The following is a 21,996-nucleotide window of genomic DNA, read 5'->3' as shown; positions in this document are numbered from 1 at the left end:
CGCTTTACCGCCAGGTCCCTGAACTCCGCCGTAAACGCCGGCTTCGCTATCTTCATTTCTCGCTCCTAAAGTGACTGAATCATACGTCACCCTTGGAAGACGAAATTTCGGGGGAAGCTCATCGGACGGGTCGGCGGTGAGGAGTACGCTGTACTTTGCCTGGGCGACCCCGATGTGAGTGGCGCCGGTTGTACGGCCGAACGGTTGCGGCAAGCGGTTGCCGACCGAGTCTTCATCGTGGGGGGGTACCGGTTAGCGATCACGGTCAGTGGCGGCATTGCTCGCGCCAACGTTGGCGACGAATCTTGGGAAAGCGTCTATGCGCGTGCCGACCGCGCGCTTTACTTAGCCAAGGAAACGGGGCGTAACCGAATTTGTTCCGCAGACGACGCTGCTTGACATCGTCCTCCGCTATGAGGATCAAGCGCTAAGAATCTGCCGCGGAACAACGAAATCCTACAAGGAGCGAAAACGTAGTTCGCCTGGGATGTATTGCCGAGCAGGCCCGGTTGGCCGCACGAGCTTGGCGCCAACCGGTCCTTGACACGTGCGTGCTGCTCATGTCAGCGCCTGCGGTTTTCACGCCAGGAAACGTGGTGGTCGACGGGAATGCCGCCGCCTGACTGAGGCCCAATTGCTCCCGACGTCTTCGGCTGATCACTGAAGCCTTGCCTGACGACAGCTAGAAGGAGGGCAGCCGCCGCCCAGGCGGCCAACGTCGCACCGGCCAAGACGAAACCGCCCAATGGCCCGGACCCCTTTCATACCGCGTCGGACCGGGTTCGGAGCGACGGTCACACGTCGTCTTGCCGTAACACCGTGGCGGTAGCACCTGGAGACAAGCCGCCCTCACTTGCTGCCTTTGGCCACCGCCAAGGAATCGACCGCGACACTACAGCCCGAGCAGTTGGCCGTCCGCTTCGCACCTTCGCATTTCGTGGATTTCGAGATTGACCCCGCCCGATGGGCACTCATATACTCCCCCTGCCGCGGTCGGGTTTCCTGTCCTTTGACAAGGTGAGGCGGCAGGTCCGCCCGACCCGCTAGCGCGTCAAGCCGCCCGAGGAGGACGGGTGCTTGATGCTTGCTTGACTCCGGCCAGCAGCGGTGCGAGCTTCAAATGCGTTATGCCCCAGGTTTTCAGAGAATGCGTCAGCGCTGCGGTGAGTTCGGCAACCTCAACCAACGCGGGCACTTTCTCTGGTGAACGCGCGCTCACTCAGCTTGTGGGCCGATTGGCGAAACGAAGAAATTGCCTCAAGAGATTACGCGGGATAAATAAGACCACCTCGGCAGGACACCGGGCGAAAGGACGATGCGATGCACACGGGCCAGGCGAGTTCACAAGGACGGCCCCTGGCGTTCCGACGGGGGGGCCACGAGAGCCGTGATGGCGACTGGCGAGCGGTTGATGCCATGGGTAGCTTGCCTCTCCTCATCGTTCTTGGAAACACCGCAACCGGTGTCGCGCGGCCGTTGACAGGGCATGTCGGCACGTGGCCCGCGAGTCAGGTCTTGCTTGGTCTGGCGCTGACGCAGTGGTTCGTCGTGCGGCACGAGGCCGGCCGCAGGAGCCTGCTCACGAGACGCACATTCAACATCGCCGCCGTTAACGTCGCGTGGCGGCCGTGGCTGCCGCTCGACTCGGTGATCTACCAGCTCGACAACTACTGGCATCTGCCACGCCCGCGGCACCTGTTCCCGGCGAGTACCCAGCGCCGGGCCATGGCGGCGAATGTAGCTGTGCTGCTTGCCGCCCATCTGACGGCATCGGCGTACTTCCGCACCGTCGCATCGCTATCGATGTGCGGGCTGGCGCTCCTCATCGGGCTCACACGGCAGGATCGGATTCTACTCATTCAGCATACGAACATGCCGCCGCTGGTGAGCGTCGGCAAGCGCAGGAAGTCTCACTCAGGCGAGGAGCCGCTTGCGTACACGCGGCCCCTGCGGTTTCCGCACGGGTTCGCTCAGTGGCGGCTGATGAACTTCAACGCGCGCGAGCGGCATCACCTGCACGCGAGCGTTCCGGGCTACCGACTGAGCCGCTTGAAGGACACGCAGCCGCCTGAAGTGCGCTGGTGGGCACGGCTGCGCGCGGCGAAGCGGCTGAGCAGCGAGCGGTTCGTCCTCGGCAATCGCGAGTCAACGGGATGCCGACGGTGAGTGCGACCCACGCCGCCTTGATCGAGGCGCTCGTCATCCTGACCGCCATGAGTGCTGCCGGTCTGGCCCACACGTTCTGGATGCGCACGGCACTGTCGCGGCGATTCGCCGTACCGCTCGACGGTGGGCGCTCATTTCGCGGACGGCGCATCTTCGGCGACAACAAGACCTTACGCGGGCTGATGGCGATCCTGCCGGCCGCGGGATTGGCCTTCGCATTGCTCGGTGTGGCGCGCGATGCGGGTGTGGCGTGGCTGGCCCCTGGTCTCTGGGAAATGCCGTCCGCCAAGCTCCTTTGCTTGGGCGTGTGGGCGGGAACATGCTTCATGGCCGGTGAGTTGCCGAATTCGTTCTACAAGCGCCAACGCGGCATCGTGCCGGGCGAGATTCCGGCGCGCGGCTGGGAGCGCGCGATGTGCCTTCTGATCGATCGGCTCGATTCGACCCTCGCCTTGTTGTGCGGCGTGAGCCTCGTCGTGGGGCTGCATTGGCAGACCTGGGCCGCCGTGCTGCTCCTCGGCCCCGTGGTCCATTTCGCGTTCAGCGCACTGCTGTGCGCATTGGGCGTCAAGGCAAGGTACGCATGAACCAGCCGCACGCCGACTGGGTCTCCGGAGGCCGCGTCGCGGCGTCCGACTGGACACCTCTGGCCGATGTGCACGAGGCGGCGCGGTGCGGCGGCAAGGCAGCCAGTCTTGGGCGCATGCTGCGCGCCGGCTTGCCCGTGCCCGACGGGGGCGTGATCGACGTCGACGTACTGCAGACATTTCTTGCCACCACCGGCCTCGGTGAGCGCATCGACGTCTTGCTCGCCGAATCGAACTCCGCCGGGCCGCCGGAACTGACATCCATCGAGACCGCCGTGAGGGCAGCGTTCGCCGAGACGAAGTGGCCCGAATCGATCAAGCCGCTACTCGATCGCATCGCTTCCTACCTGCCGGCTGGCTCGGTCTGGGCGGTTCGCAGCTCCGCCGTTGGCGAGGACGATCAACGGGCCTCCTGTGCCGGGATCATGGATTCCGTGCTCGGAGTCGGCTGCGGCGCTTCCCTCGAACAGGCCATCAAGCGGGTCTGGGCATCCCGGTGGTCGGCAAGGGCGCTCGCGTACGAGCGCACCGGGCATGGATCGCTCGGCAGCATGGCGGTGGTCGTGCAGAGGCAAATCGAACCCTGGATTGCCGGTGTGGCATTCTCGCGCAGTCCCGAGCCGCAACGTGCCGACGAGATACTGTGCGAGTATTTTGCTGGACTCGCGGATGGTCTGGTGTCCGGAGAAATCGATCCGGCGCGCCTTCGCCTGGCGCGCTCCGACGGCACCGTCCTCACCTCGGAACTCGTCGAGGGCGTACCCGCCCTGGACGAGGGGGTCCGCCGAAAGTTGGTCGATGCGGCGCTGGCGACCGAGAATCTGTTCGGTGGCCCGCAGGACATCGAGTTCGCCGTCGACCGGGCCGGCAAGCTCTGGTTGGTTCAGTCGCGGCCCATCACCGCCGGCATGCGGTCCCCAGCCGGCCGCCGCATCGTCTGGTCGAACGCCAACGTCAACGAGAACTTTCCGGATCCGATTTCGCCGCTCTTGTATTCGGTCGCGGGCCCTGGCTACAGCGCCTACTTCGGGAATCTCGGTCGTGCCTTCGGGCTGGCGAAGTCGCGGCTCGCACGCATGGAGAAGGATCTGGCCGGCATCGTCGGGGTGCATGGTGGGCGCTTGTATTACAACCTCACCGCCATCCATTCCGTACTGAGTCAGGCACCCTTCGGCGATCGGCTCTGCGCCTGGTTCGACGAATTCACCGGCGCGGCGGATCCGACGCAGTCGTCGCCAAGGAATCCGCACGGCTTCGTGCGCGGCTTGCGCGATGCCATCGAGCTGGTCTGGATCGCGGCCCGCACGACTTGGCAGTATCTGTTCATCGGGCGGCGAGTGCGTACCTTCGAAGCGCGCATCGATGCGTATGCCAGCGCAGCCAAACCGGAGCATCTGAGCGCGCTCAGCCGCCTCGCACTGCGCGATCTCCTGCGCAGCTTCCTCGACATTCGCTTGCGGCACTGGACGGACGCTTCGCTGGCCGATGCGGCGGCGATGGTTTGCTACGGTTTGTTGAAGGCGCTCGTGCGCCGAGTGGCGGGAGATGCGGAGGCGAATGCAACCCACAACGACTTGTTGAAGGGTTTGACGGGTCTGAAGAGCGCGGAGCCGGTGGATGAACTTTGGCGCCTCGCCCAAGCGGTGCGCAACGACCCGGGACTGTGCCCTCTGTTCGAACAGTACCGCGGTGACGAATTGCTGGTCCGACTGCGCGGCGGCGGACGCCATGCCGCTTTCGTCGACCGCTTCGACCGCTGGCTCGAGACCTGGGGATTTCGCTGCTCCGGCGAACTCATGTTGACCGTGCCGAGCTTCCAGGAGCGGCCGGCCGAACTGCTCGACATCGTGCGCAACTATGCTGCTCAGATCGAGACCGCACCCGGCGAACGTCTCGAGCAGCAGCGCGTGCAGCGCGAGGCGGCAACGGCGCGGCTGCTCACCGCGGCACGCAGGCACGCGCTGGTCGGCCGCTTGCCGTGGCCGAGCCTCGCTCCCGTGCTGCGCTGCGTGCTGAGCGCGACGCAGGCGTCCATCGGCTTGCGCGAGCGCGCCCGCCTCAAGCAGGCACTGCTGTACAGCCGTTTGCGTCGCGTTGCGCTCGAAATCGGTTGCCGGCTGACCAGCGCGGGGTCGCTCGCCGCGCCCGATGACGTGTTCTTCCTCGCCGTGAGCGAACTCGACCACCTGCTCTCGGGCCAGGCGATGTATCCCGGCGAAGTGCGCGCCCTGGCGGCGCTGCGGCGCGCGGCGCATCAACGCTTCGCGGCCATGCATCCCGCCGATGTACTGGTCGCGTCCGAGGGCGAGTATCCCGATCCCGTTCCCGACGATACGCGACAGGTGCCGGCCGGCGAAGGACTGTGTGGCGTGAGCGTATGCGGTGGCGTGGTAACCGGCAAGGCAAAGGTTCTGGTGGATGTGGCGCAGACGCACTCGCTGATGCGGGGCGACGTGCTCGTCACGCGCCAGACCGATCCGGGCTGGGCGCCCGCGTTCGCGACCATCGCCGGACTAGTGCTCGAACGGGGAGGCATGCTGTCGCACGGAGCGATTCTTGCTCGCGAGTACGGCATTCCGACCGTCGTCGGCGTTCGCGCCGCCACCGAACGCATCGTGACGGGAAGCATCGTTCGTGTCGATGGCGACCGGGGCGAAGTGCAGCGTGTCGATGCGTGAACCCAGCCCACGCGCTTCGCTCGTACCGCTCGATCAGGGAGGCGGTCGTGCCCAACGCTGACGGACGCCACGCCAGGCATCGCGATGCCTGGGCCAGTCTGTGTGCCTGGCGGGCCGAGCGCCTGCCATGGACCCGCTTCGCGGCGCTTGCGCTGGCGGTCGCCTGGATTGCCGGGCTGGGCCAGCCGTTCGTACCGGCTATGGCGGTCGGCCGCTTCGTTCTTGCTTTCACTCTCGTCGTGCAGTTTCGTCTCTGGGATGATCTCGTCGACCGCGAGCGTGACCGCACGCGGCATCCGGAGCGGGTCATGACCCGCTCGGCCGACTTGGGCGCCTTCGTTCTTGCCTGCGTCGGTCTCGGACTAGGCAATGTCCTCGCAATGCTTGTGCTGCATGGCGCGGCTGCCGCTGCCGGCCTTGCGTCGTCGAGCGCCGTCCTCGGCGCCTGGTATCGCCTGCATTCCGGACGTGGATTCATCCATGCCCATGTCTTGCTCCTCAAGTATCCGCTTTTTGCGTTGCTGCTCTCGGGGGAGGCGACCGAATCGTGGACCGGCTTCCCGGCGGCGGCGGCCTTGTACTCGGGGCTGTGCCTGTTCGAAATCCTCGACAGCCCAGCCGGGCAACCCCTTTCCTCCAGGCTGCTCGGCCTGCACGGCAGCGTGATCACGCTCGCGGCCTGCTGGCCGCGTCTCGATCTGGCCGGTGGAGCCGCCCTCTTCGCCGTGTCGCTTTGCATCGCGCTCATCGCACACGGACGGCTTCACCTGCCCGCGAGGAAATACTGGCCATTGGTCGCGGCGATCATCGTTCTCGTCCGCTCGTCCCTGGGAGACAGCGCGTGACTTCCATCCATGACGATCGGGCAGTCGCGGTAGCCTCCGGCGGACCGATGCGGTCCGAGTCCGCCGCGCACGGACAGAAGCGCAGACGCGGCGGCAGCCGGTCAGCGCACAGGTGGCTTGCTCCAGAGGACGGGCGCTTGGTGATCGGGATCGCGCGTCCGGACAGCCTGAGCTTTCGCCTGTTCGGCGACCGCTGGCCAAGCCTGCAAGCACTGCGGCACACGATGCTGTTCACGCGCCGCACGTTGTGCGCCATGGTCGAGAAGGCGGGCTTGCGCGTCGTCAAGTGGCTGCCTTGGGGCGCCTTCTTCGCGGGTGCGGCGTTCAATCTGTCGAAGAAGAGCGGGTTGTACACTTACGTCGGCCGGCTCGCCGATACCTGGCGCGTCGAGGATGTCGAGATCAACCGCGGCGGCTGCTTGCCTGCTTTTCACCAGCGGTGGCACGCACAGTTCGCCGGCCATGGGGAGGCGGACTGACATGGTGGCAGGCAACGACCTCGTCTCTCTGCTCTGCCAGCGTGCGGAGTACGGCGCGCCAGACATCGGCTACAGCTTTCTCGGCGACGGCGAGCGCGAGACGGCCAGGCTTGGCTTTGCGCAGCTTCATCGTGCGGCATTGGTCCTGGCCGCCCGCCTGCAGTCGATGTCGCCCGTGTCGAAGCACGTGATCCTCGCCTATCCGCCCGGTCCGGCGTTCATCGTCGGTTTCTTCGGCTGCCTGTATGCCGGTCTGGTGCCGGTGCCGGTCGCGCTGCCGCATCCGCGCAAGCCGGTCGAGCGACTGGCAGGCATCGCCGCCGACTGCCGCGCCGAGACGGTACTGAGCGACACGGCGGGGTGCCGCGTGCTCGCTGCCATCGCGGCTGTCTGCGGCAGCCTGCGTATCGTCGACACCGCTCTCGAGGCGGCGGGGCAACCCATCGCCGTGCCTGCTTCGCCAAGGCCGGAAGAGGTCGCCTTCCTGCAGTACACCTCCGGATCGACCGGCACGCCGCGCGGGGTGTGCGTCACCCATGCCAACGTGTTGGCCAATCTGGCTGCCATTCAGGAGGCCGAGCGCAACGGAGAGCACAGCCGGGGAGTCAGCTGGTTGCCAGCACATCACGACATGGGGTTGATCGAAGGCATTCTGCAACCCCTTTACGCGGGATATCCGACGACGCTGTTGCCGCACGGCGCGTTCCTGCAACGGCCGCTGCGCTGGCTGCAGGCGATCTCACGGCGGCGAGCCACGGTCAGCGGCGGTCCCAACTTCGCTTTCGATGCCTGCGTGCGACGCATTGGCGATGCCGACCTCGCAACGCTGGATCTGAGTCACTGGGAAGTCGCCTATTGCGGCGCCGAGCCGGTTCATGCCGAGACGCTGTCTCAATTTGCGGCGAAATTCCAGCGCTGCGGTTTTCGCGCATCGGCGCTTCGTCCGGTGTTCGGTCTTGCCGAGGCAACGCTGCTCGTCACCGCGTCCGACGCCGATACCGCCCAACCCAAAGTGACCAGAGCCGTGCGCGCCGATCTCGAACGCGGGCAGCTCGTCGTAGCTCACGGCGATGAGGTGGCGAGAACGTTGGTTTCCTGCGGCAAACCGGCCCGCGATGTGCGTGTTCGCATCGTCGATGTCCACACGCTGCGGCCGGTGGCCGAAGACCGGGTCGGCGAGATCTGGGTCGGCGGGCCCGGTGTCGCCGCCGGCTACCATGGGCCGGAGTCGCGTTCGTCCGAGGTGTTCGTCGCCGCCGATCTGGGCGACGGCCCGGCGCGATGGCTGCGCACTGGCGATCTGGGGTCCATGCATGCTGACGAACTCTACGTCACCGGGCGGCGCAAGGATGTACTCATCGTGCGCGGCCGCAAACTCCATCCGCAGGACATCGAACACAGCATCCAGCGCTTTGATCCGCATCGCATCGCCGCCGTGGCGGTGGTCGGCGGCGAGGACGGGGCCGACGAGAAGGTCATCGCGCTGGTCGAGATCGCGGCGCGAAAGTCGGATGCCGAGGCGGGGCTTGCGGGCCTCGTGTGCCTGGCTGACGAGCTACGCGCCGCGGTCTACCGTGAGCACGACATCGCGCTGGAAACGCTCGCCTTCGTACGCCAGGGTGCGCTTGCACGAACCACCAGCGGCAAGCTGATGCGCTTTCGCTGCCGGCGGGATTATCTTGGCGGGACCATGTCCCTGCTGGCTTGCTTCGTTGCGCGCGGCCGCACCGCACGCGCGGCGGAGATGGCCTGATGGGCACGGCCGATGGACTCGAACGGGTGCTGGTCGCCATCGCGGCGCGCTGCCTGAGCCTCCCGCCAAGTGAGATCGATCCGGTGGCGCCGCTCACGCGCTACGGTCTCGACTCGCTGACGGCACTCGAACTGATGGAGGCAATAAGCACCGAAACCGGACTGGAACTGACCGAGGAAGCATTTTACGAGGCGCCCAGTCTGCGCACGCTCGTCTTGCGGCTGCTCATGCCGGTGCCGATCAAACCCGCCGGGCAGTCGCCGATCGCCGCCATGCACGCGGATGCCGAACTGGGCGCCGACATCGACCCGTACGGATTGCCGCCCGCGACGGCGGGGACAGTCCTGCTCACCGGCGCAAATGGCTTCCTCGGCGTCCACGTGCTGCGCGAACTGCTGGTACGTGGAGCAGGCGAAGTCGTATGTGCGGTACGCGCCGCCGACATTCGCGCCGCGGAGCACCGTCTCGGACAAGCGTTGCGCCGCTACGGCGTCGACCTTTGCGCGGAAAGGGTGCATGTGATCCCGGCGGACATCGCTGCGCCGGACCTTGGCCTGCAAGCTGCCGACCATGGGCAGTTGGCGCGCGGCGTGAGCACCATCGTCCATTGCGCAGCGCAGGTCGACTGGGCCTCACCCTATGAGCAGCTTCGCGCCGTCAATGTCGACGCGACGCGAAATTTGCTGCGCCTCGCCTGCAGGTCGACCGCCAAGTCCTTCCATTTCGTGTCGAGCGTGATGGCTGGATATTCGACGTGCGAGCGCGCGTCGTTCGACGAAGACGCGCCGGCGGCCGATCCCGCCGGACTGCCTCTGGGCTACGCGCAGAGCAAGTGGGTGGCCGAAAGGCTGGTGGAGTCCGCACGCGGTCGCGGACTGGCGGCGACCGTACATCGCCCGAGCCTGATCGCCGGCCATGGCGTATCCGGCGTCGGCAACGACGACGATCTCTTCTCGCGCCTGTTGCGCGGCTGTGTCGCACTCGGCTGGGCACCCGAACTCGACTGGCAACTCGACGCCTGCCCGGTCGACTTCGTTGCCTCTGCCATCGCCGCAGTCGCCTCGTCCGACGGCAAACCGCCGCCAGCCATCCATCTGCGCAACCCCCGACCGGCGCACTGGACCGAGGCGGTGTTGTGGATGAATCTACGTGGCTATTCCGTGCGGCTGGAGTCCTATGATCGCTGGGCCGAGCGCCTCCGCAGCACGCTCCGTGCGGAGCATCCTCTGTACGCGCTGCGCGCCTTCCTTCTGCGTCGCACCGACGGCGAGGACGCGAGGTACCTGCCGGAACTTTACGCGTACCCGAATGTGCGGGCACTGAGGGCCGAGCGTTCCGATGCCATGTTGGGCGCCATGGGCTTGCGCTGCGAACGGATCGGCGCGCGTCTGCTCGAACGGTATTTCGACCACTGGATCGAGCGCGACTTGGTGCCGCCTCCGGGAGGATCTGCGGCGCCACGGCTTCGAAACGCCGGGACAGGCGCCAACCAGGCGCTGGCAAAGACATTGCGGACCTACTTCGGTGATCCGGATCTGTGCGCCACCGAAACCGGCCGTGTCGAGATCGGCTCGGACACCAGTCTCGTCGGCGAACTGGGCTCGTGGCGCGCGGGCGCCGGGTATGCCTTGCGCGGCGTCGAGGTGGGCGTGCAACGCGGCGACGGCTCGCGTGCCACGCTCGATCTCGTCCTCAAGACCAAGCTCCCCGACGAGGTCGTGCTGGACGTCACCGCGGAGGTCGCGGCGCTTTGCCATCCCGCACTGGGGCTGGCTTTCGACGCTTACCGCCAGCGCAGCGAGTTTTCCGGGGCACGGGCGCGCGAATGTGCCTTGTACCGTTCAGCGCGTGGTGTGTTGCGCGAACACACGCCCCTTTGCTTCGGTGTGACGGCGGAAGATCCGCCGGTCCTGGTGCTGGAACGGATTGGCGATACCTTGCTTGCCGATGCGGCGAACGACGTCTCGGCGTGGCGGAGCGAGTTCATCGAGGCTGTGCTGAGCGGTATCGCGGCGGTTCACGCCCAATCGTTGGGCGACGCGCGGGCGCTTGCCTCGTTGCCGCTCGGTGCTCCTCTGACGGCATGCCGTGAATCGCTTGCCTGGTGGGACGGGCTACGGGTGCACGCGGCGCGTTGGCTGCATCCGTGGCTGGGCGGGGAGTGGCTGCAAGGCCATGCGCGCCTGCTCAATCATGCGCCGGAGGCCTTGGCGTGGACCGCCAGGGAGTCCTGTACGCTGATCCACGGTGACTTCAGTCCGCGCAACGTCGCCGTGCGCGCTACCGCATTCGGTCCGAAGCTATGCGCGTTCGACTGGGAATTGGCAAGGATCGGCCTGCCGCAGCGCGACATCGTCGAGTTTCTGTGTTTCGTGCTGCCCCACGATGTGCCGGCAGACGAGATGACCCGCTGCGTCGAGTTTGCCCGCCTGGCGCTGCAGCGGGCCGCTGGGTGTGACATCGACCACGCGTGGTGGCACGCGGGAATCCGGACGGCGGTCGGTGAGTTCGGCATCACGCGCCTGCCGATGTACTTTCTGGCCCATCGCTTTCGCCCGCAGGCTTTCCTGGAGCGGGTGGCGCGCTGCTGGTGGCGCTTCGCCTCGATGCTGGGCAGCGAGCCCTGACCGGGGGTCGGGCGCTGCTTCGGCGGGACTGGCCTCGCCTCGCCGAGAGCTTGCCAGGTTCCAGGTCGCGCGTGGTGTCGCCGCCCCCGCCCGACGGATTCGGCAATTCGCCGAAGCCATTCTCGCCATCGGCCCGATCCCGGAACAACCGGCCGATGGCTTCTAGCGAGTCGTGCGGGAGGGTGAGCCGGCGGGAAGAACAACCGCCTGCTCGCAGCACTCACTGGTAGTATTTGAAAATTCCACAGCGTCCATGCCCACTACCCGTGTCGATCTTCGCTGCGTTCGTGCCGTTCAATTCCCAACGCTTCCTTCGTCTGTGCCACCTCCCTCTACCAGCTTCCCCAGGTCGTCTCGACCACTCAAAATCCTGGCGACAAATCCTTTCCTAAGCTCAGTGTAGTGGTCAAGTATTTTCGGACACCGAGATGGGTTGTTTTTCTGCCATGTGCGGTTCATAGGCATTTGGCGGCAGATAACCGAGTTTTGAGTGCAAGCGGACGCTGTTGTAGAAGCCGACGATGTAGTCGGTCACATCGCGAGTAGCCTCTGCGTGGTTGGCATACTGGTTCGGCCAGACGCGCTCCATCTTGAGATTGAGGAAGAAGCGCCCATGACGGCGTTGTCCCAGCAGTTGGCCTTGCGGCTCATGCTGGCGCGCAAACGATGCCGTGCAAGCCAGGAGCGGTGGGCGTCGCTAGCGTACTGGCTGCCGCGATCCGAATGCACCACCAAGCCCGCCGGCGGTTGCCGCTGGGAAATGGCCATCGGCAAAGCTGTACAGATCAGTTCGGCAGGCATGCTCGGCGCCATCGCCCAGCCGACGATCTTGCGCGAGAACAAGTCCATCACGGCGGCCAGGTACAACCAGCCGCTCGCCGTGCGGATGTCGGTGATGTCCGAGACCCAGGCGCAATTCGCGGTGGCCGGTTCGAACTGCCGGTTGAGCAGGTTGTCGGCGATCGGCAGGGCATGGCGGCGATCGGTGGTGTGGACGAACTTGCGCTTCCAGACCGGCCGTAGGCCATTGATTCGCCTCAGCGATCGGACACGGTAGCGGCCAATGGGCCGCCCTTGTTGAAGCAGGGCCTGCGGCAAGCGCCGGCGGCCATAGCTTCGCCCGGAGGCCGCGAAAGCGGCTTGTAGATGAACCGTTGCCGCGCAAACCAGGCAGGCTTTCTTGCCCGCGCTGCCGCAGCGTAATACCCCGAGCGACTGACGCCGAGGACGCGGCACAGCGGCGCTACGCCGGTGGTGGCCTTCTCTGCCAACTGATCGATGCACCGGTGGATCATCGCCGTTCTCGGGCAAAGAAGGCCGACGCTTTTTTCAACAGGTCGTTGTCCTGGCGCAGCTGCCGAACCTCTCCTTCCAATTGGCGTATGCGCTGCTGCTCGGCAGTCAGCGGCTTGCCGATGCCGCTCTCTGGCCAGACTGCTCTGCAGCACACTGCGCCAGCCAGCGACGGACCGCCGTCTCGCCGAGGTTCATGTCTCGGCATACCTGCGCCACACTCAGCCCTTGCTCTTTGATCAGTTGAACGACCTGCCGCTTGAAGCTCGGGTCAATAGTCTTGCGTTGTTGACCATCAATTGCTCCTCCAAAGGTGGATCATCCACCTATCGAGGTGTCCAGGGAAATTAGACCACGTCAGTCTTCGATACCCCTGGTTGTAGCTTCCGCTCTCACCCCGGAAGGCTACAATGCGTGAGTTTGCATGGCGTATGGGTAAAGCGTTGTAGCTCCCTCTCTCACCCCGGAAGGCTACAATCCAACGGCAGGCGGTGGCGCAGCCTTGCGAGTTGTAGCTCCCTCTCTCACCCCGGAAGGCTACAATGTCTCGCGCCGAATCCATTTCCAGCCTTGACCGGAGCTGGGTTCGGGCGATTTTTTTTTGGTCTTAGAAGAGCAGCATCTGGTCCGCATTGACCTTTTTTTCCTGAAAATTCTTTGTGCCGACTAACAGGCGCATGTTCGCGAACTGCTTCTCGCTGACTTGAAGGCAGCGTACCGAACCTTCCTTGGGTAGGTTATCGCTCAGTCGTTTCAGGTGCTTTTCGGCGTCGTCCATCCCATTCACGATGCGGCCGTACACTGACCACTGAATCATGTCGTAGCCGTCCTGGATTAGGAAGCGCCGGAAAACAGTGTAGACTCGTCGCTTCTCTCGGCTGGTGACGGGCAGGTCGAAGAAGACGAGAAGGTGCATATATCGACGCGTTGCTTCGCTCATGTGCGCTGGTCAGCGCGGTCGGTGATCACACTCAACCATGCGGCGTCCAGTTGCGGAAGCGCCAGACGCTCATGTGGCGCTCCCTGAAGCGCTATCGCGGATAGACCGGAAACGGTCGCATCGATTGCCGCGAGCAATGTGCAAGAACCACCACGACCGAGGTCCGTTGTATGGCTGGAGAGCGTTACGTCCTTGTGCAGCAGCGCCACGAGGCGGCCCTTGTCGGCAGGCGCGAGATCGCGATCGGGCTCCTCGGGATAGTGGGCGAGAATGCCCGCATCCACCAGCGGCCGGTAAGGTTCCATCAGATCGTCAGCAAGATTGAAGGCGTTCTGTTCGCTATGGTGGAACAGTCCGAAGGCGGGCAGGAATCCGTGGGCGGCTAGCGTGCGGGCAATGGCGGCGCGCACCACCGCATATCCGTAGTTCAGCGCGGCGTTATGGAAGCGCTTCTGGCTTCGATTGAACTGGACGTTGAAAAGGCGGCGAAAGTAGACTTGGGCGGCCTGGGCTTCGTAGTTGTCCGGGTCGCCCGAGCGCACACTGCGGGCGAGGTGCCTCAGATGCCGCGCGTCGGGGTCGGCGTCGGCGGTCGAGGCACGCTCCAGAACGGCGGCTTGGTTCGCAATCTTGTAGCGCACAACGCGCTGCCACAGACGTTTCTTCTCCGGACGGCTCATTTCCAGTTGTGCCGTCATCACTTTGAGCGCCCGACTGTGTGACAGGTAGGGGATCAGCACGCCGTTTGGAAGATGCGACGTGTTGACGGTGAGTACCGCAATCCGCGCTTCCGCGCAGGCGGCGAGCAACGGTGCGGTGAGACTGATCTGTGCGTGGTCGAGCACCACCACGCTGATGTCCTCCAGCATTACTCGCGCGGCCTTACCGCCTTGCGCGATGGCAAGCGCGCGGTCTTCCAGCGTAAGTGCTGCCGGGCTGGCGATGAGCACGCTGCGCCAGCCCATGGCTTACCCCCTGGTCCGCGGAGCGTTGACTGGCTGGCGATCTTCCTTGTGCACTCGGTACAGATTGCCGAGAAGGTCGACATGGTATTTTTCGACAGCGCGGGCCGTCTTGATACCGTTGCCTCTGAGCATCCCTTTCCGGCCTTGAGTCTGGTTTCGATCGTGGAGCCACAGATCGATCCCTCCGGTCGACCGATCAAGGCCAACGTAATAGCCTTCTCGCACCTCCTTGCTCAACCGAATGGTTAGCCAGTCGTTTGGATAAAGGCTGAACAGGAAGCTGTAGCTTTCGTCGATTAGGGTCCACTGGTCTTCTGGTTTGAAAGCCACTACGGCGCGGTTCGGAAGTTCCGCTCTTGCCGCATCGGCGACATACACGGGTACAACATGGAACTGTTCGCCCTTGGCGAAAATGTCGGCCCGCAACATCGCTCCATTACCGGCGATGCCGCCGCGAATCGGAATTCCGCTCTTCTGGGTGCCGAGCAGTTTTACGCTGCGGATCACCGGCGCCCGTGCCGGGTCTCTCGAGGGCTTGCGTAGCGGAGCTTGCTTGTCGTCGAAAGCCTTCCTGCCATCGCCTCCGAACGCTTCGAGGCGGTTGCGGATGGCGTCGATGAGCGCTGTGTCCCGCCCGAATCCGACGATATCCGGCAAGTCCGTCATTTTCAGGTCACGCAGTAGGGTCCTGACTGCCGACTGGCTGTTGCCTCGAACGGAGCGGATCGTTTCTTGGTGCGCAGCCCCAAGGCCGAGCCGAGTGGGGGCACGCGAGACGCGGATGGGGCGGACTCCCGCGCGCGTTTGGTCGTCGTAGCCTGGCACGCCGCACAATTGAAGTCTCGGTTGCGGCGACAGTCGTCCAAGCAACTCTTCTCGAAAGTGCGGCCAGGGCTTGGGGAAGTCGAGTTCCATCTGGCGCACCGCAGCAATATCGATGATCTCGCCTGTCTCGGGGTCGAGGTAACGCTTGCGTACGGCTTCAAGCTCCTTGCGGCGTGCATAGTTCGCCATTCTCTGGACCAACGCACGGCTGGCGGCGGCGATCACGGCCGCATCCATCGCGTGATGCAGATCGCCTTCGTCGCGTACTTTGACTAGCCCCCAGCGAGCACGCAATAATGAAGTGAGTTGCCCCGAAACGACGACGCAACGGTGGTCGGCAGAGCTATCCGGATGCCACCGCAGATGGGTTTCCATCGTCCGCTTGAACTCCCGGCAGATGTAGCGCGTGTCGTTGAGATTGCGGGCACGGAATTCGCCCGCTTCGTCGGTCCCGAAGTTAACGCGTAGCAGGCGGTTGCGCTTGGCCTGGCGGATCGCCTTGTTGGTGTGCACCCAGGCGATGAAGCGTTGCCAGCGCTCGCTGCCGGTGGCGCCATCGAGGAACTCGTAGGGAGTCCGATTGCCCTTGTCCTGATTGCACGCGACATGGACGACCACCTTGTTGTTCATGCTGTCGTCGAAGCTTCTTGAGTAGGGCAATGCGTGGTCAATCTGCGAGTAGCCGATTTCGAACAAGCGGTCGACGGCAAGAGCCTTCTGACAATAGAGACATTGGTCGAGTTGCTCGCGGAAGAGCCGGTACTTCAACAGATCTTGCCCACTCGGCGCGCGGCCAAAAGTTTCCTCGAACGCCGATGTGAGCCTTTCCTTAAGGATCTGGAATTCCTTCTGCCCCTTCTCGATCTCTCGCCGCTCTTCATGGGGCTTTGACAAATCGCGCGCCAACTCGATATGCACCGCGGCTGGCGGGCCGTATTCGACGACGATCGCGTTGACCATCTTTCGTGCTTGGTTGAGGGCTCGATGGACCACCGGGTTGCCGATTGCCTGTCGGTTGGGCGGCGGCAGCGCGCTCTGCTGGCTGACGTCAGCATCAGGCTGACTGTGATGGTAACCGGCCGAGTTGGCGGCCTCGTCGTAGCGCTGTCCCGCTTCCATGTACGGCAGGATGGCCTTCAGTGCTTTGGTGGAGAGGTGGATGAACTTGTCGAATGACTCCACGAGAACGGCTTCGACGATGGGGCCTTGGATGCCTTTGGTCATCAGCCACTGGCGGCTTTCGGCGTCATCCTTGTAGCAGGTCAGTGCGTAGGCAAGATCATCAAGCCTGTCGGCATCGAGTGCGTCCCGCCGCCATTCCGTCTTCAGCCCGGCGCCTTCGTAGGCCTTGCGTAGCCGGTGGAAGAACTTCGCCTCGAAGAAAGACGCCTCTTCCGGGTCCTTGTCCTTACCCGTTGGATCGGCTCGATAGGACAGCAGATTGAAGCGCTCATGGGCAAGCAGGCCAAGGGCCCCTCTGACCTGCTTGTACGTGACCTTCGCCTGCGAAAACGGCAGGTCGACGATGGCACGGCGCTCGCTGTCCGTCAGCGGACGCGCATCGCTTCCACCGACGATCTTGAGGTTGTTCAGCTTGCTCAGCCAGACGAAGCGCTCGGCGCGGTAGCCCGCTTTGGGGGCGCGGAATTCGTTGGCGTCGAACGTGCACTTGCCAACCATCTTGAGCAAGTTGTCGCCGGAGAGGGTGGGGCGCCGGGCGATCAACAGATCGTGCACGCGTCGTTGAAAGCTGGCTTCGGCGAGATCGTTGCCGAACGCCCTCTGGTGCTCGAACAGCAGCTTCAACTCGCTTTCGAGATCCGAGCGGGCGAATGTGTGGCGGTAGCTGCCGCCTTTGTTCCGTTTCGCGTCGCTGAACGACTCATGTCGTGCGGCGAGTTCACCGACCGTGCGGTAGCGCGTCTCGTTCAGCAATGCCTGGTTGCGACACACGCCGGAGAGCATCTGTCCGACCCTTTCGTCGGCCTTGCCGTCGGCTTTCCGGTTGGACTGGAAACCGCGATGCTTTACCAGGTGATAGAGCACGCTTGCCCATTCCCTCGGTTCCAGCCGCCGGTCGAGGCCCTCGGCGCGCCATAGCCAGGGGGAGGCGCTCGGTATGGAGAAGGCTGCCGGGTTGGCTTCGGCGATCAAGCCAACGCGTTTCATCAGGCGGGCCAGACGGAGCAGGCGATGCGCTCGGCGGCGGATGCGGCGACGCGTAAGCCGGGAATCGCGGCGTACCTTGTTGAGGGACTCGCCCTCCTTGGCTGTTTCGGCTTTGTCGAAGGTGCGAACGTGGAGTACCAGAATTCGTTGTTGGTCGGGTAACAGGAGGGCGGCGCCGATGGATGCCATTCCGATGTCCAGGCCAAGCGTGTAGGGCAAGTTCCGCGTTTGTATCGTCGCTTCCTTTCTGGCTACAATGGCCACATTGTAGTCTTCCGGGGTAAGAGCCGTTGCTACAATAAGGTTGTCGCCTTCGGGCGATGGACCGAACCCGGCCCGAGAGGCTTGCCTGTCGGGCCTTTTCACGTGGGATGCTGGCGGATCTCTGCCAACATCGCCAAGCGGCCCTTCCCGTTCGCGCGGCCATCCCCTGGAAAGACAGGCTGGCCAGCTCGTCGATCTGGCTCCTCTTGAAGCCGGCGGCGAAGGCGTAATCGAATTCCTCCAGCGTCTTGAATCGTCGGGAATTCCGCCAGACGCGTCAGCAGGTATGGCTTGTGCACTTGGTGCCCTACGACTTCCGCTTTCCGTAGCGCCTCGAGAAAGTCGCTGTAGGCGCTTTTGCGCGGCGCCGACGTGGTTCTGCGCCACCGAACGGCAGGCTCAGGTTGTCGCACAAGGCGAGCATTCGTTCGTACTGGAGGTTCATGGCATCATCTCCACGGCCACCTGCCGTTGCGTCAGCAGTTACGCGTAGCCGGCGCGCGACCGACTGCTCATAGTGTCACGCTGCGGTCGCCGGCCAGGAAACCGAGCGGCGCTTCCTTGATGCCTTTGCCGAAAGCGATGACCTTGAAAATGTCTCCCATTTCCGCCGGGGAGACGAGTTTCTGCGCGGTGTTGGCCAGTGGCAGGTAGCGCCCGGGGTCGCTGATCGGGGTACGTGCCAACACTTCCGTCAACCCACAGTTGAAAAGAAAGTTCGCCTGCGTGGTGTAGCCGAGCAGATCGAGACCCGCCTCACAGCCGGCTTCGGCGATCGCCGTGAAATCCACGTGTACGGTGATGTCCTGCAATCCCGGCAGGAAGAAGGGCTCGCCATGGGCGTGATGGCGGTAATGGCACATCAGCGTTCCGGAATCGCGCTGCGGGTGGTAGTACTCGTGGCGCGGGAAACCGTAGTCGATCAGCAGTAGCGCGCCCTGTTCGAGCACGCTTGCCCACTCGGTCACCCAGGCCGGTGCGACGAGCGAGATTTCACTCAGGTAGCCGGGGGGTATCGCGCATTCGGCGGCGAGTTCGCGCGCACGTTCCAGAAGCCTGCCACCTGCCGGGCGGTCGAGCCACACGAAGCGCCCGCCGTCGAGACCGACCCCGCGCTCGGCAATGCTTCCCTCGTTCCAGCACACCAGATGGGCCGGCATCGCATCGAGGACCTCGTTGGCCAGCAGCAACCCGGCGAAGCGTTCCGGCAAGGCATCGAGCCAGTGCACGCGCGACAGCAGGTGAGGCGCATCGCGGCCGAGGATGGCTTGCTGGCGCGCGCGCAGTTCACCCGACAGTTCGAGGATGCCGTAGGTCTCGGGAAGCACAGCGCGCCGCTCGAGTTCGCGCAGCAGGTCGACCGCGAGTTGGCCGCTTCCGGCTCCCGCCTCGATGATATGGGGCGCGCCCAGAGCGAGAAGCTGCACCACTTGCGCCGCGATAGTCTGACCGAAAAGCGGGCCCAGTTCCGGCGCCGTGACGAAGTCGCCGGGCGCGCCGAATTTTCGCGCGCCGCCGGAGTAATAGCCTAGGCCTGGCGTATAGAGCGCGAGCTGCATGAAGCGATCAAAACCGATCCAGCCGTCAGCGTCGGCGATCCGGGCCGCAATGTGCCCGCTGAGCGCCTGGCTATGTTCGAGCGCATCGGCTGTCGGCGCGGGCAACGACGCGGCCGGGTGCGGGCCGCGGCTCAACATGAGGCCACGGCTCGCCGTCGGCGCCGATCATTCGTCAGTCGTCGCACTTTTCGAAACGGATCTGACCGTACATCTCCGGATGGGTGTTGGCCAGCCAGTGCTCGGCTTCGGATTCCGCCCGTTCCCAGGTGGCGGCGCGCAAGGTCACGCACCGCGTCTGGCCGTCGCCTTCCGGCCATTCGAGCGTATAGCGGTGGAATCCACTGTGGCCTTCCAGGTGGATCTTGCGTGTCGACGCCGGTGGCTCGCGACGCAGTTGGGCCGCGCCATCTTTGGCCAGGTGCAGTCGGTAGGTCGGTCCCTTCCCCTGATGTTGAACGACATATTCCTGATCTTCGGTTGTTTGGCGAATGACGTTCCACTCCGGGCAACCTTCGATGATGGCTCCCAGTGGCGTCTCGCTCTCGTCGCCAATGATTTCTGCGGCGACCGCGTGAGTCTGCTCGCCGCTGTCGAGCAGCGCATGCCAGGGTACGCCGTGGCGGGTTGGCGGCGGGAACGGGAGAACATGCTTGCCGCAGCGAATCCGGGCGAACAAGGAGGATCGCCTGATGTCTTCCAGATCGACGCTGGGGAAGGCAGAGCGCGGTTCCGAGCGAAAGCTGCCGGCGCCCATGTAGCCGACTTCCCACAGCGTGCGCAGCCACTCGGCGGTGTCGAAGGCCACCTGAAGCAGGCGATCGTCGAGGTCGTCGTCCGTTGTCGCCGCCGCGTCCGGTTCCGCCACCCGCGCGGCCTGCCGCAGCAACTCGGCCTCGTGCGAACGTGCGCGCAACACTTCCTGGAACAGACGGCCGACCCACTCGGCGTCGGCCGCCGGGAGCTGCGCGGCGCGTTCGGCCAGCGCCAAAAGCTCGTCGGCGTCGAGTGCTTGATCCGGTTGTCCCATGCGCTTTCTCCCGCGATTGAGTGGTTCGCCAGTTTACCGCGGCGATACCCGATTTTCCGGGAGCGGCGAGCGGAATCCGTTAAAATCCGCGCTGGTGCCGACCTGGAACTCGAGATGGAAGGGAAAGCGATATTGGTGACCGGCGCGGCGCGGCGATTGGGCTCGGCGATTGCGCGCGAGATGCACGCCGCGGGCGCTCGGGTCATGCTGCATTACCGGCGGGCATCGGACGCCGCCGAGGCGCTGGCCGCCGAATTGAATTCGGCGCGACCTTGTTCGGCGGCTTGCGCGCAAGCCGATCTGCTGTCCATCGAAGCTTTGTCCGAGTTGGTGACTGCCACTGTCGCTCGTTTCGGCCGCCTCGACGCGCTGGTCAACAACGCCTCGAGTTTTTTCCCTACCCGCCTCGGCGCGATCGATTCGGCGGCCTGGGACGATCTCGTTGGCACCAACCTCAAAGCACCTTTGTTTCTGACACAGGCTGCCGCCCCCCATCTGCTGGCGGTACACGGATCCGTCGTCAACATCACCGACATTCATGCCGAACGACCGCTTGCCGGTTATCCGCTGTATTGCGCCGCCAAGGCGGGGCTGCTCGGATTGACCCGCGCTTTGGCGATCGATCTGGCGCCACGGGTAAGGGTCAATGCGGTCGCGCCAGGTCCAATTTTCTGGCCGGAAAGCGACGTTTTCGATCAGGCCGCGCGCCAGGCGATCGTCGGCCATACCTTGTTGCAGCGAGCCGGCGAACCCCGCGATGTTGCCCGTGCGGTGCGCTATCTGCTGGTTGATGCGGCTTATGTGACTGGCCAGGTAATCAACGTCGATGGCGGCCGTACCGCTCATCTCTAGACCGTCATGCCTTTGGAGAGGATTCCGGTGCCCTTGTCGAACACCCTGCTTCGCTTGAGAAAACGCCTCGAGTGCCAAGTCGGCAAAGCCATCGCCGATTACCGCATGATCGAGGACGGCGATACGGTTCTTGTCTGTATCTCTGGTGGCAAGGACTCCCATACCCTGCTGTCGCTGCTGCTCGCATTGCGTCAGCGCGCGCCAGTGGATTTCCGCTTGATCGCGATGAATCTCGACCAGAAGCAACCCGGTTTTCCGGCCGAGGTGTTGCCGAGCTATTTGGCGCAGATCGGCGTCGAGTACCATATCGTCGAGCAGAATACCTACTCGGTGGTCAAAGACAAGATACCCGACGGCAAGACGAGTTGTTCGCTTTGTTCGCGCTTGCGCCGGGGCGCCATCTATCGCACTGCCAAGCGGCTCGGCGCCAACAAGATCGCACTCGGGCACCATCGCGACGACATCGTTCACACGCTGTTTCTCAACCTCTTCTTTACTGGCCAGCTCAAGGCGATGCCTCCCAAGCTGGCGACCGACGACGGCAGCCATGTCGTGATCCGGCCGCTGGCCTATTGCAGCGAGAGCGATATCGCCCGCTTCGCGCGTGGCATGGCGTTTCCGATCATTCCGTGTAATCTCTGCGGCTCACAGGACAACCTGCAGCGCCAGAAGGTCCGAGAAATGATGGCCGACTGGGACCGCCGCTACCCGGGCCGCAGCGAAGTCGTTTTCTCCGCGTTGCAGAAGGTCGTGCCCTCGCATCTTGCCGACCAATCCCTGTTCGATTTCCAGGGCCTGCGTGCCGGCGACGAACTGGCGCTGGAAGGCAGGCCGCTGTTCGGCGTCCGAGCGCCCGACCCGAATTGGCAAGTAGCGAGGACGCTGCCGTTTTCCGTGGTGAAGGCATGAACCGCATGAAGCGCATGAAGCGGCAAACTCGCCATGGCTGGCGGAGAGAAAGAGCAAT

General features: G+C 64.4%; 15 protein-coding genes, 1 pseudogene and 1 CRISPR repeat array. Of the genes and pseudogenes, 10 read left to right on the top strand and 6 right to left on the bottom strand.

The genetic code is table 11. The features are described from left to right. The first annotated feature begins 78 nt into the window (after positions 1-78). The 8 genes from Q1M07_RS18750 to Q1M07_RS10845 all read left to right on the top strand — a co-directional run bounded on the left by Q1M07_RS18750 (position 79) and on the right by Q1M07_RS10845 (position 11,135). Positions 79-399: a GGDEF domain-containing protein gene (locus tag Q1M07_RS18750; RefSeq protein WP_366984072.1), complete on the top strand. Its 321-nt coding sequence runs from the start codon at positions 79-81 to the stop codon at positions 397-399. A 1,017-nt stretch (positions 400-1,416) separates the two neighbouring features. Continuing rightward, positions 1,417-2,166 carry a hypothetical protein gene (locus tag Q1M07_RS10875; protein ID WP_300453842.1) on the top strand — a complete coding sequence of 250 codons (750 nt, stop codon included), beginning with the start codon at positions 1,417-1,419 and terminating at the stop codon, positions 2,164-2,166. A 17-nt stretch (positions 2,167-2,183) separates the two neighbouring features. Then, positions 2,184-2,753, top strand: coding sequence for a CDP-archaeol synthase (locus Q1M07_RS10870; protein ID WP_300453840.1), 570 nt, complete (start codon positions 2,184-2,186; stop codon positions 2,751-2,753). Then, positions 2,750-5,431, top strand: a complete 2,682-nt coding sequence (locus Q1M07_RS10865; RefSeq protein ID WP_300453838.1) for a PEP/pyruvate-binding domain-containing protein — start codon at positions 2,750-2,752, stop codon at positions 5,429-5,431. The genes Q1M07_RS10870 and Q1M07_RS10865 overlap by 4 nt, the downstream gene beginning before the upstream one ends. 47 nt (positions 5,432-5,478) lie before the next feature. Further along, positions 5,479-6,276, top strand: coding sequence for a hypothetical protein (locus Q1M07_RS10860; protein ID WP_300453836.1), 798 nt, complete (start codon positions 5,479-5,481; stop codon positions 6,274-6,276). Positions 6,277-6,413: 137 nt separating this feature from the next. Continuing rightward, a complete protein-coding gene (locus Q1M07_RS10855) occupies positions 6,414-6,755 on the top strand; it encodes a hypothetical protein (protein ID WP_300453834.1) in 342 nt (113 codons plus the stop codon). Position 6,756: 1 nt separating this feature from the next. Continuing rightward, positions 6,757-8,508 (top strand): fatty acyl-AMP ligase, encoded by a 1,752-nt coding sequence (locus Q1M07_RS10850; RefSeq protein ID WP_300453832.1) that lies wholly within the window; start codon positions 6,757-6,759, stop codon positions 8,506-8,508. Beyond that, entirely contained in the window at positions 8,508-11,135 is a 2,628-nt protein-coding gene (locus tag Q1M07_RS10845; RefSeq protein WP_300453830.1) for a thioester reductase domain-containing protein, read from the top strand. Before Q1M07_RS10850 ends, Q1M07_RS10845 begins: the two co-directional genes overlap by 1 nt. A 406-nt stretch (positions 11,136-11,541) precedes the next feature. Here the strand turns inward: Q1M07_RS10845 and Q1M07_RS10840 are convergent. The 6 genes and pseudogenes from Q1M07_RS10840 to Q1M07_RS10815 all read right to left on the bottom strand — a co-directional run bounded on the left by Q1M07_RS10840 (position 11,542) and on the right by Q1M07_RS10815 (position 20,177). After that, positions 11,542-12,728: pseudogene (locus Q1M07_RS10840) on the bottom strand (IS3 family transposase). A gap of 76 nt (positions 12,729-12,804) precedes the next feature. Then, positions 12,805-12,972: a CRISPR direct-repeat array (repeat unit 23 nt; unit sequence CTCTCACCCCGGAAGGCTACAAT). A gap of 63 nt (positions 12,973-13,035) precedes the next feature. Then, positions 13,036-13,368, bottom strand: a complete 333-nt coding sequence (cas2, locus tag Q1M07_RS10835; RefSeq protein ID WP_300453828.1) for a CRISPR-associated endonuclease Cas2 — start codon at positions 13,366-13,368, stop codon at positions 13,036-13,038. After that, on the bottom strand, positions 13,365-14,333 hold the full coding sequence (gene cas1 / locus Q1M07_RS10830; protein ID WP_300453826.1) for a type II CRISPR-associated endonuclease Cas1: 969 nt from the start codon (positions 14,331-14,333) through the stop codon (positions 13,365-13,367). Before cas1 ends, cas2 begins: the two co-directional genes overlap by 4 nt. Before the next feature lie 3 nt (positions 14,334-14,336). Next, on the bottom strand, positions 14,337-17,591 hold the full coding sequence (cas9, locus tag Q1M07_RS10825; RefSeq protein WP_300453824.1) for a type II CRISPR RNA-guided endonuclease Cas9: 3,255 nt from the start codon (positions 17,589-17,591) through the stop codon (positions 14,337-14,339). 512 nt (positions 17,592-18,103) lie between these two features. Further along, a complete protein-coding gene (locus Q1M07_RS10820; RefSeq protein WP_300453822.1) occupies positions 18,104-19,288 on the bottom strand; it encodes an SAM-dependent methyltransferase in 1,185 nt (394 codons plus the stop codon). A 34-nt stretch (positions 19,289-19,322) separates the two neighbouring features. Continuing rightward, positions 19,323-20,177 (bottom strand): hypothetical protein, encoded by an 855-nt coding sequence (locus tag Q1M07_RS10815; protein WP_300453820.1) that lies wholly within the window; start codon positions 20,175-20,177, stop codon positions 19,323-19,325. A gap of 114 nt (positions 20,178-20,291) precedes the next feature. Between Q1M07_RS10815 and Q1M07_RS10810 the strand changes: the two genes are divergently transcribed. Both Q1M07_RS10810 and ttcA read left to right on the top strand, forming a co-directional pair. Then, a complete protein-coding gene (locus tag Q1M07_RS10810) occupies positions 20,292-21,029 on the top strand; it encodes a pteridine reductase (protein WP_300453818.1) in 738 nt (245 codons plus the stop codon). Between the two features lie 27 nt (positions 21,030-21,056). Then, positions 21,057-21,938, top strand: coding sequence for a tRNA 2-thiocytidine(32) synthetase TtcA (ttcA, locus tag Q1M07_RS10805; protein WP_300453816.1), 882 nt, complete (start codon positions 21,057-21,059; stop codon positions 21,936-21,938). Positions 21,939-21,996: the final 58 nt, after the last annotated feature.

This window comes from Accumulibacter sp., from assembly GCF_029255285.1.
Lineage (GTDB): Bacteria > Pseudomonadota > Gammaproteobacteria > Burkholderiales > Rhodocyclaceae > Accumulibacter.
This window is presented reverse-complemented; position numbering and strand designations above follow the sequence as displayed.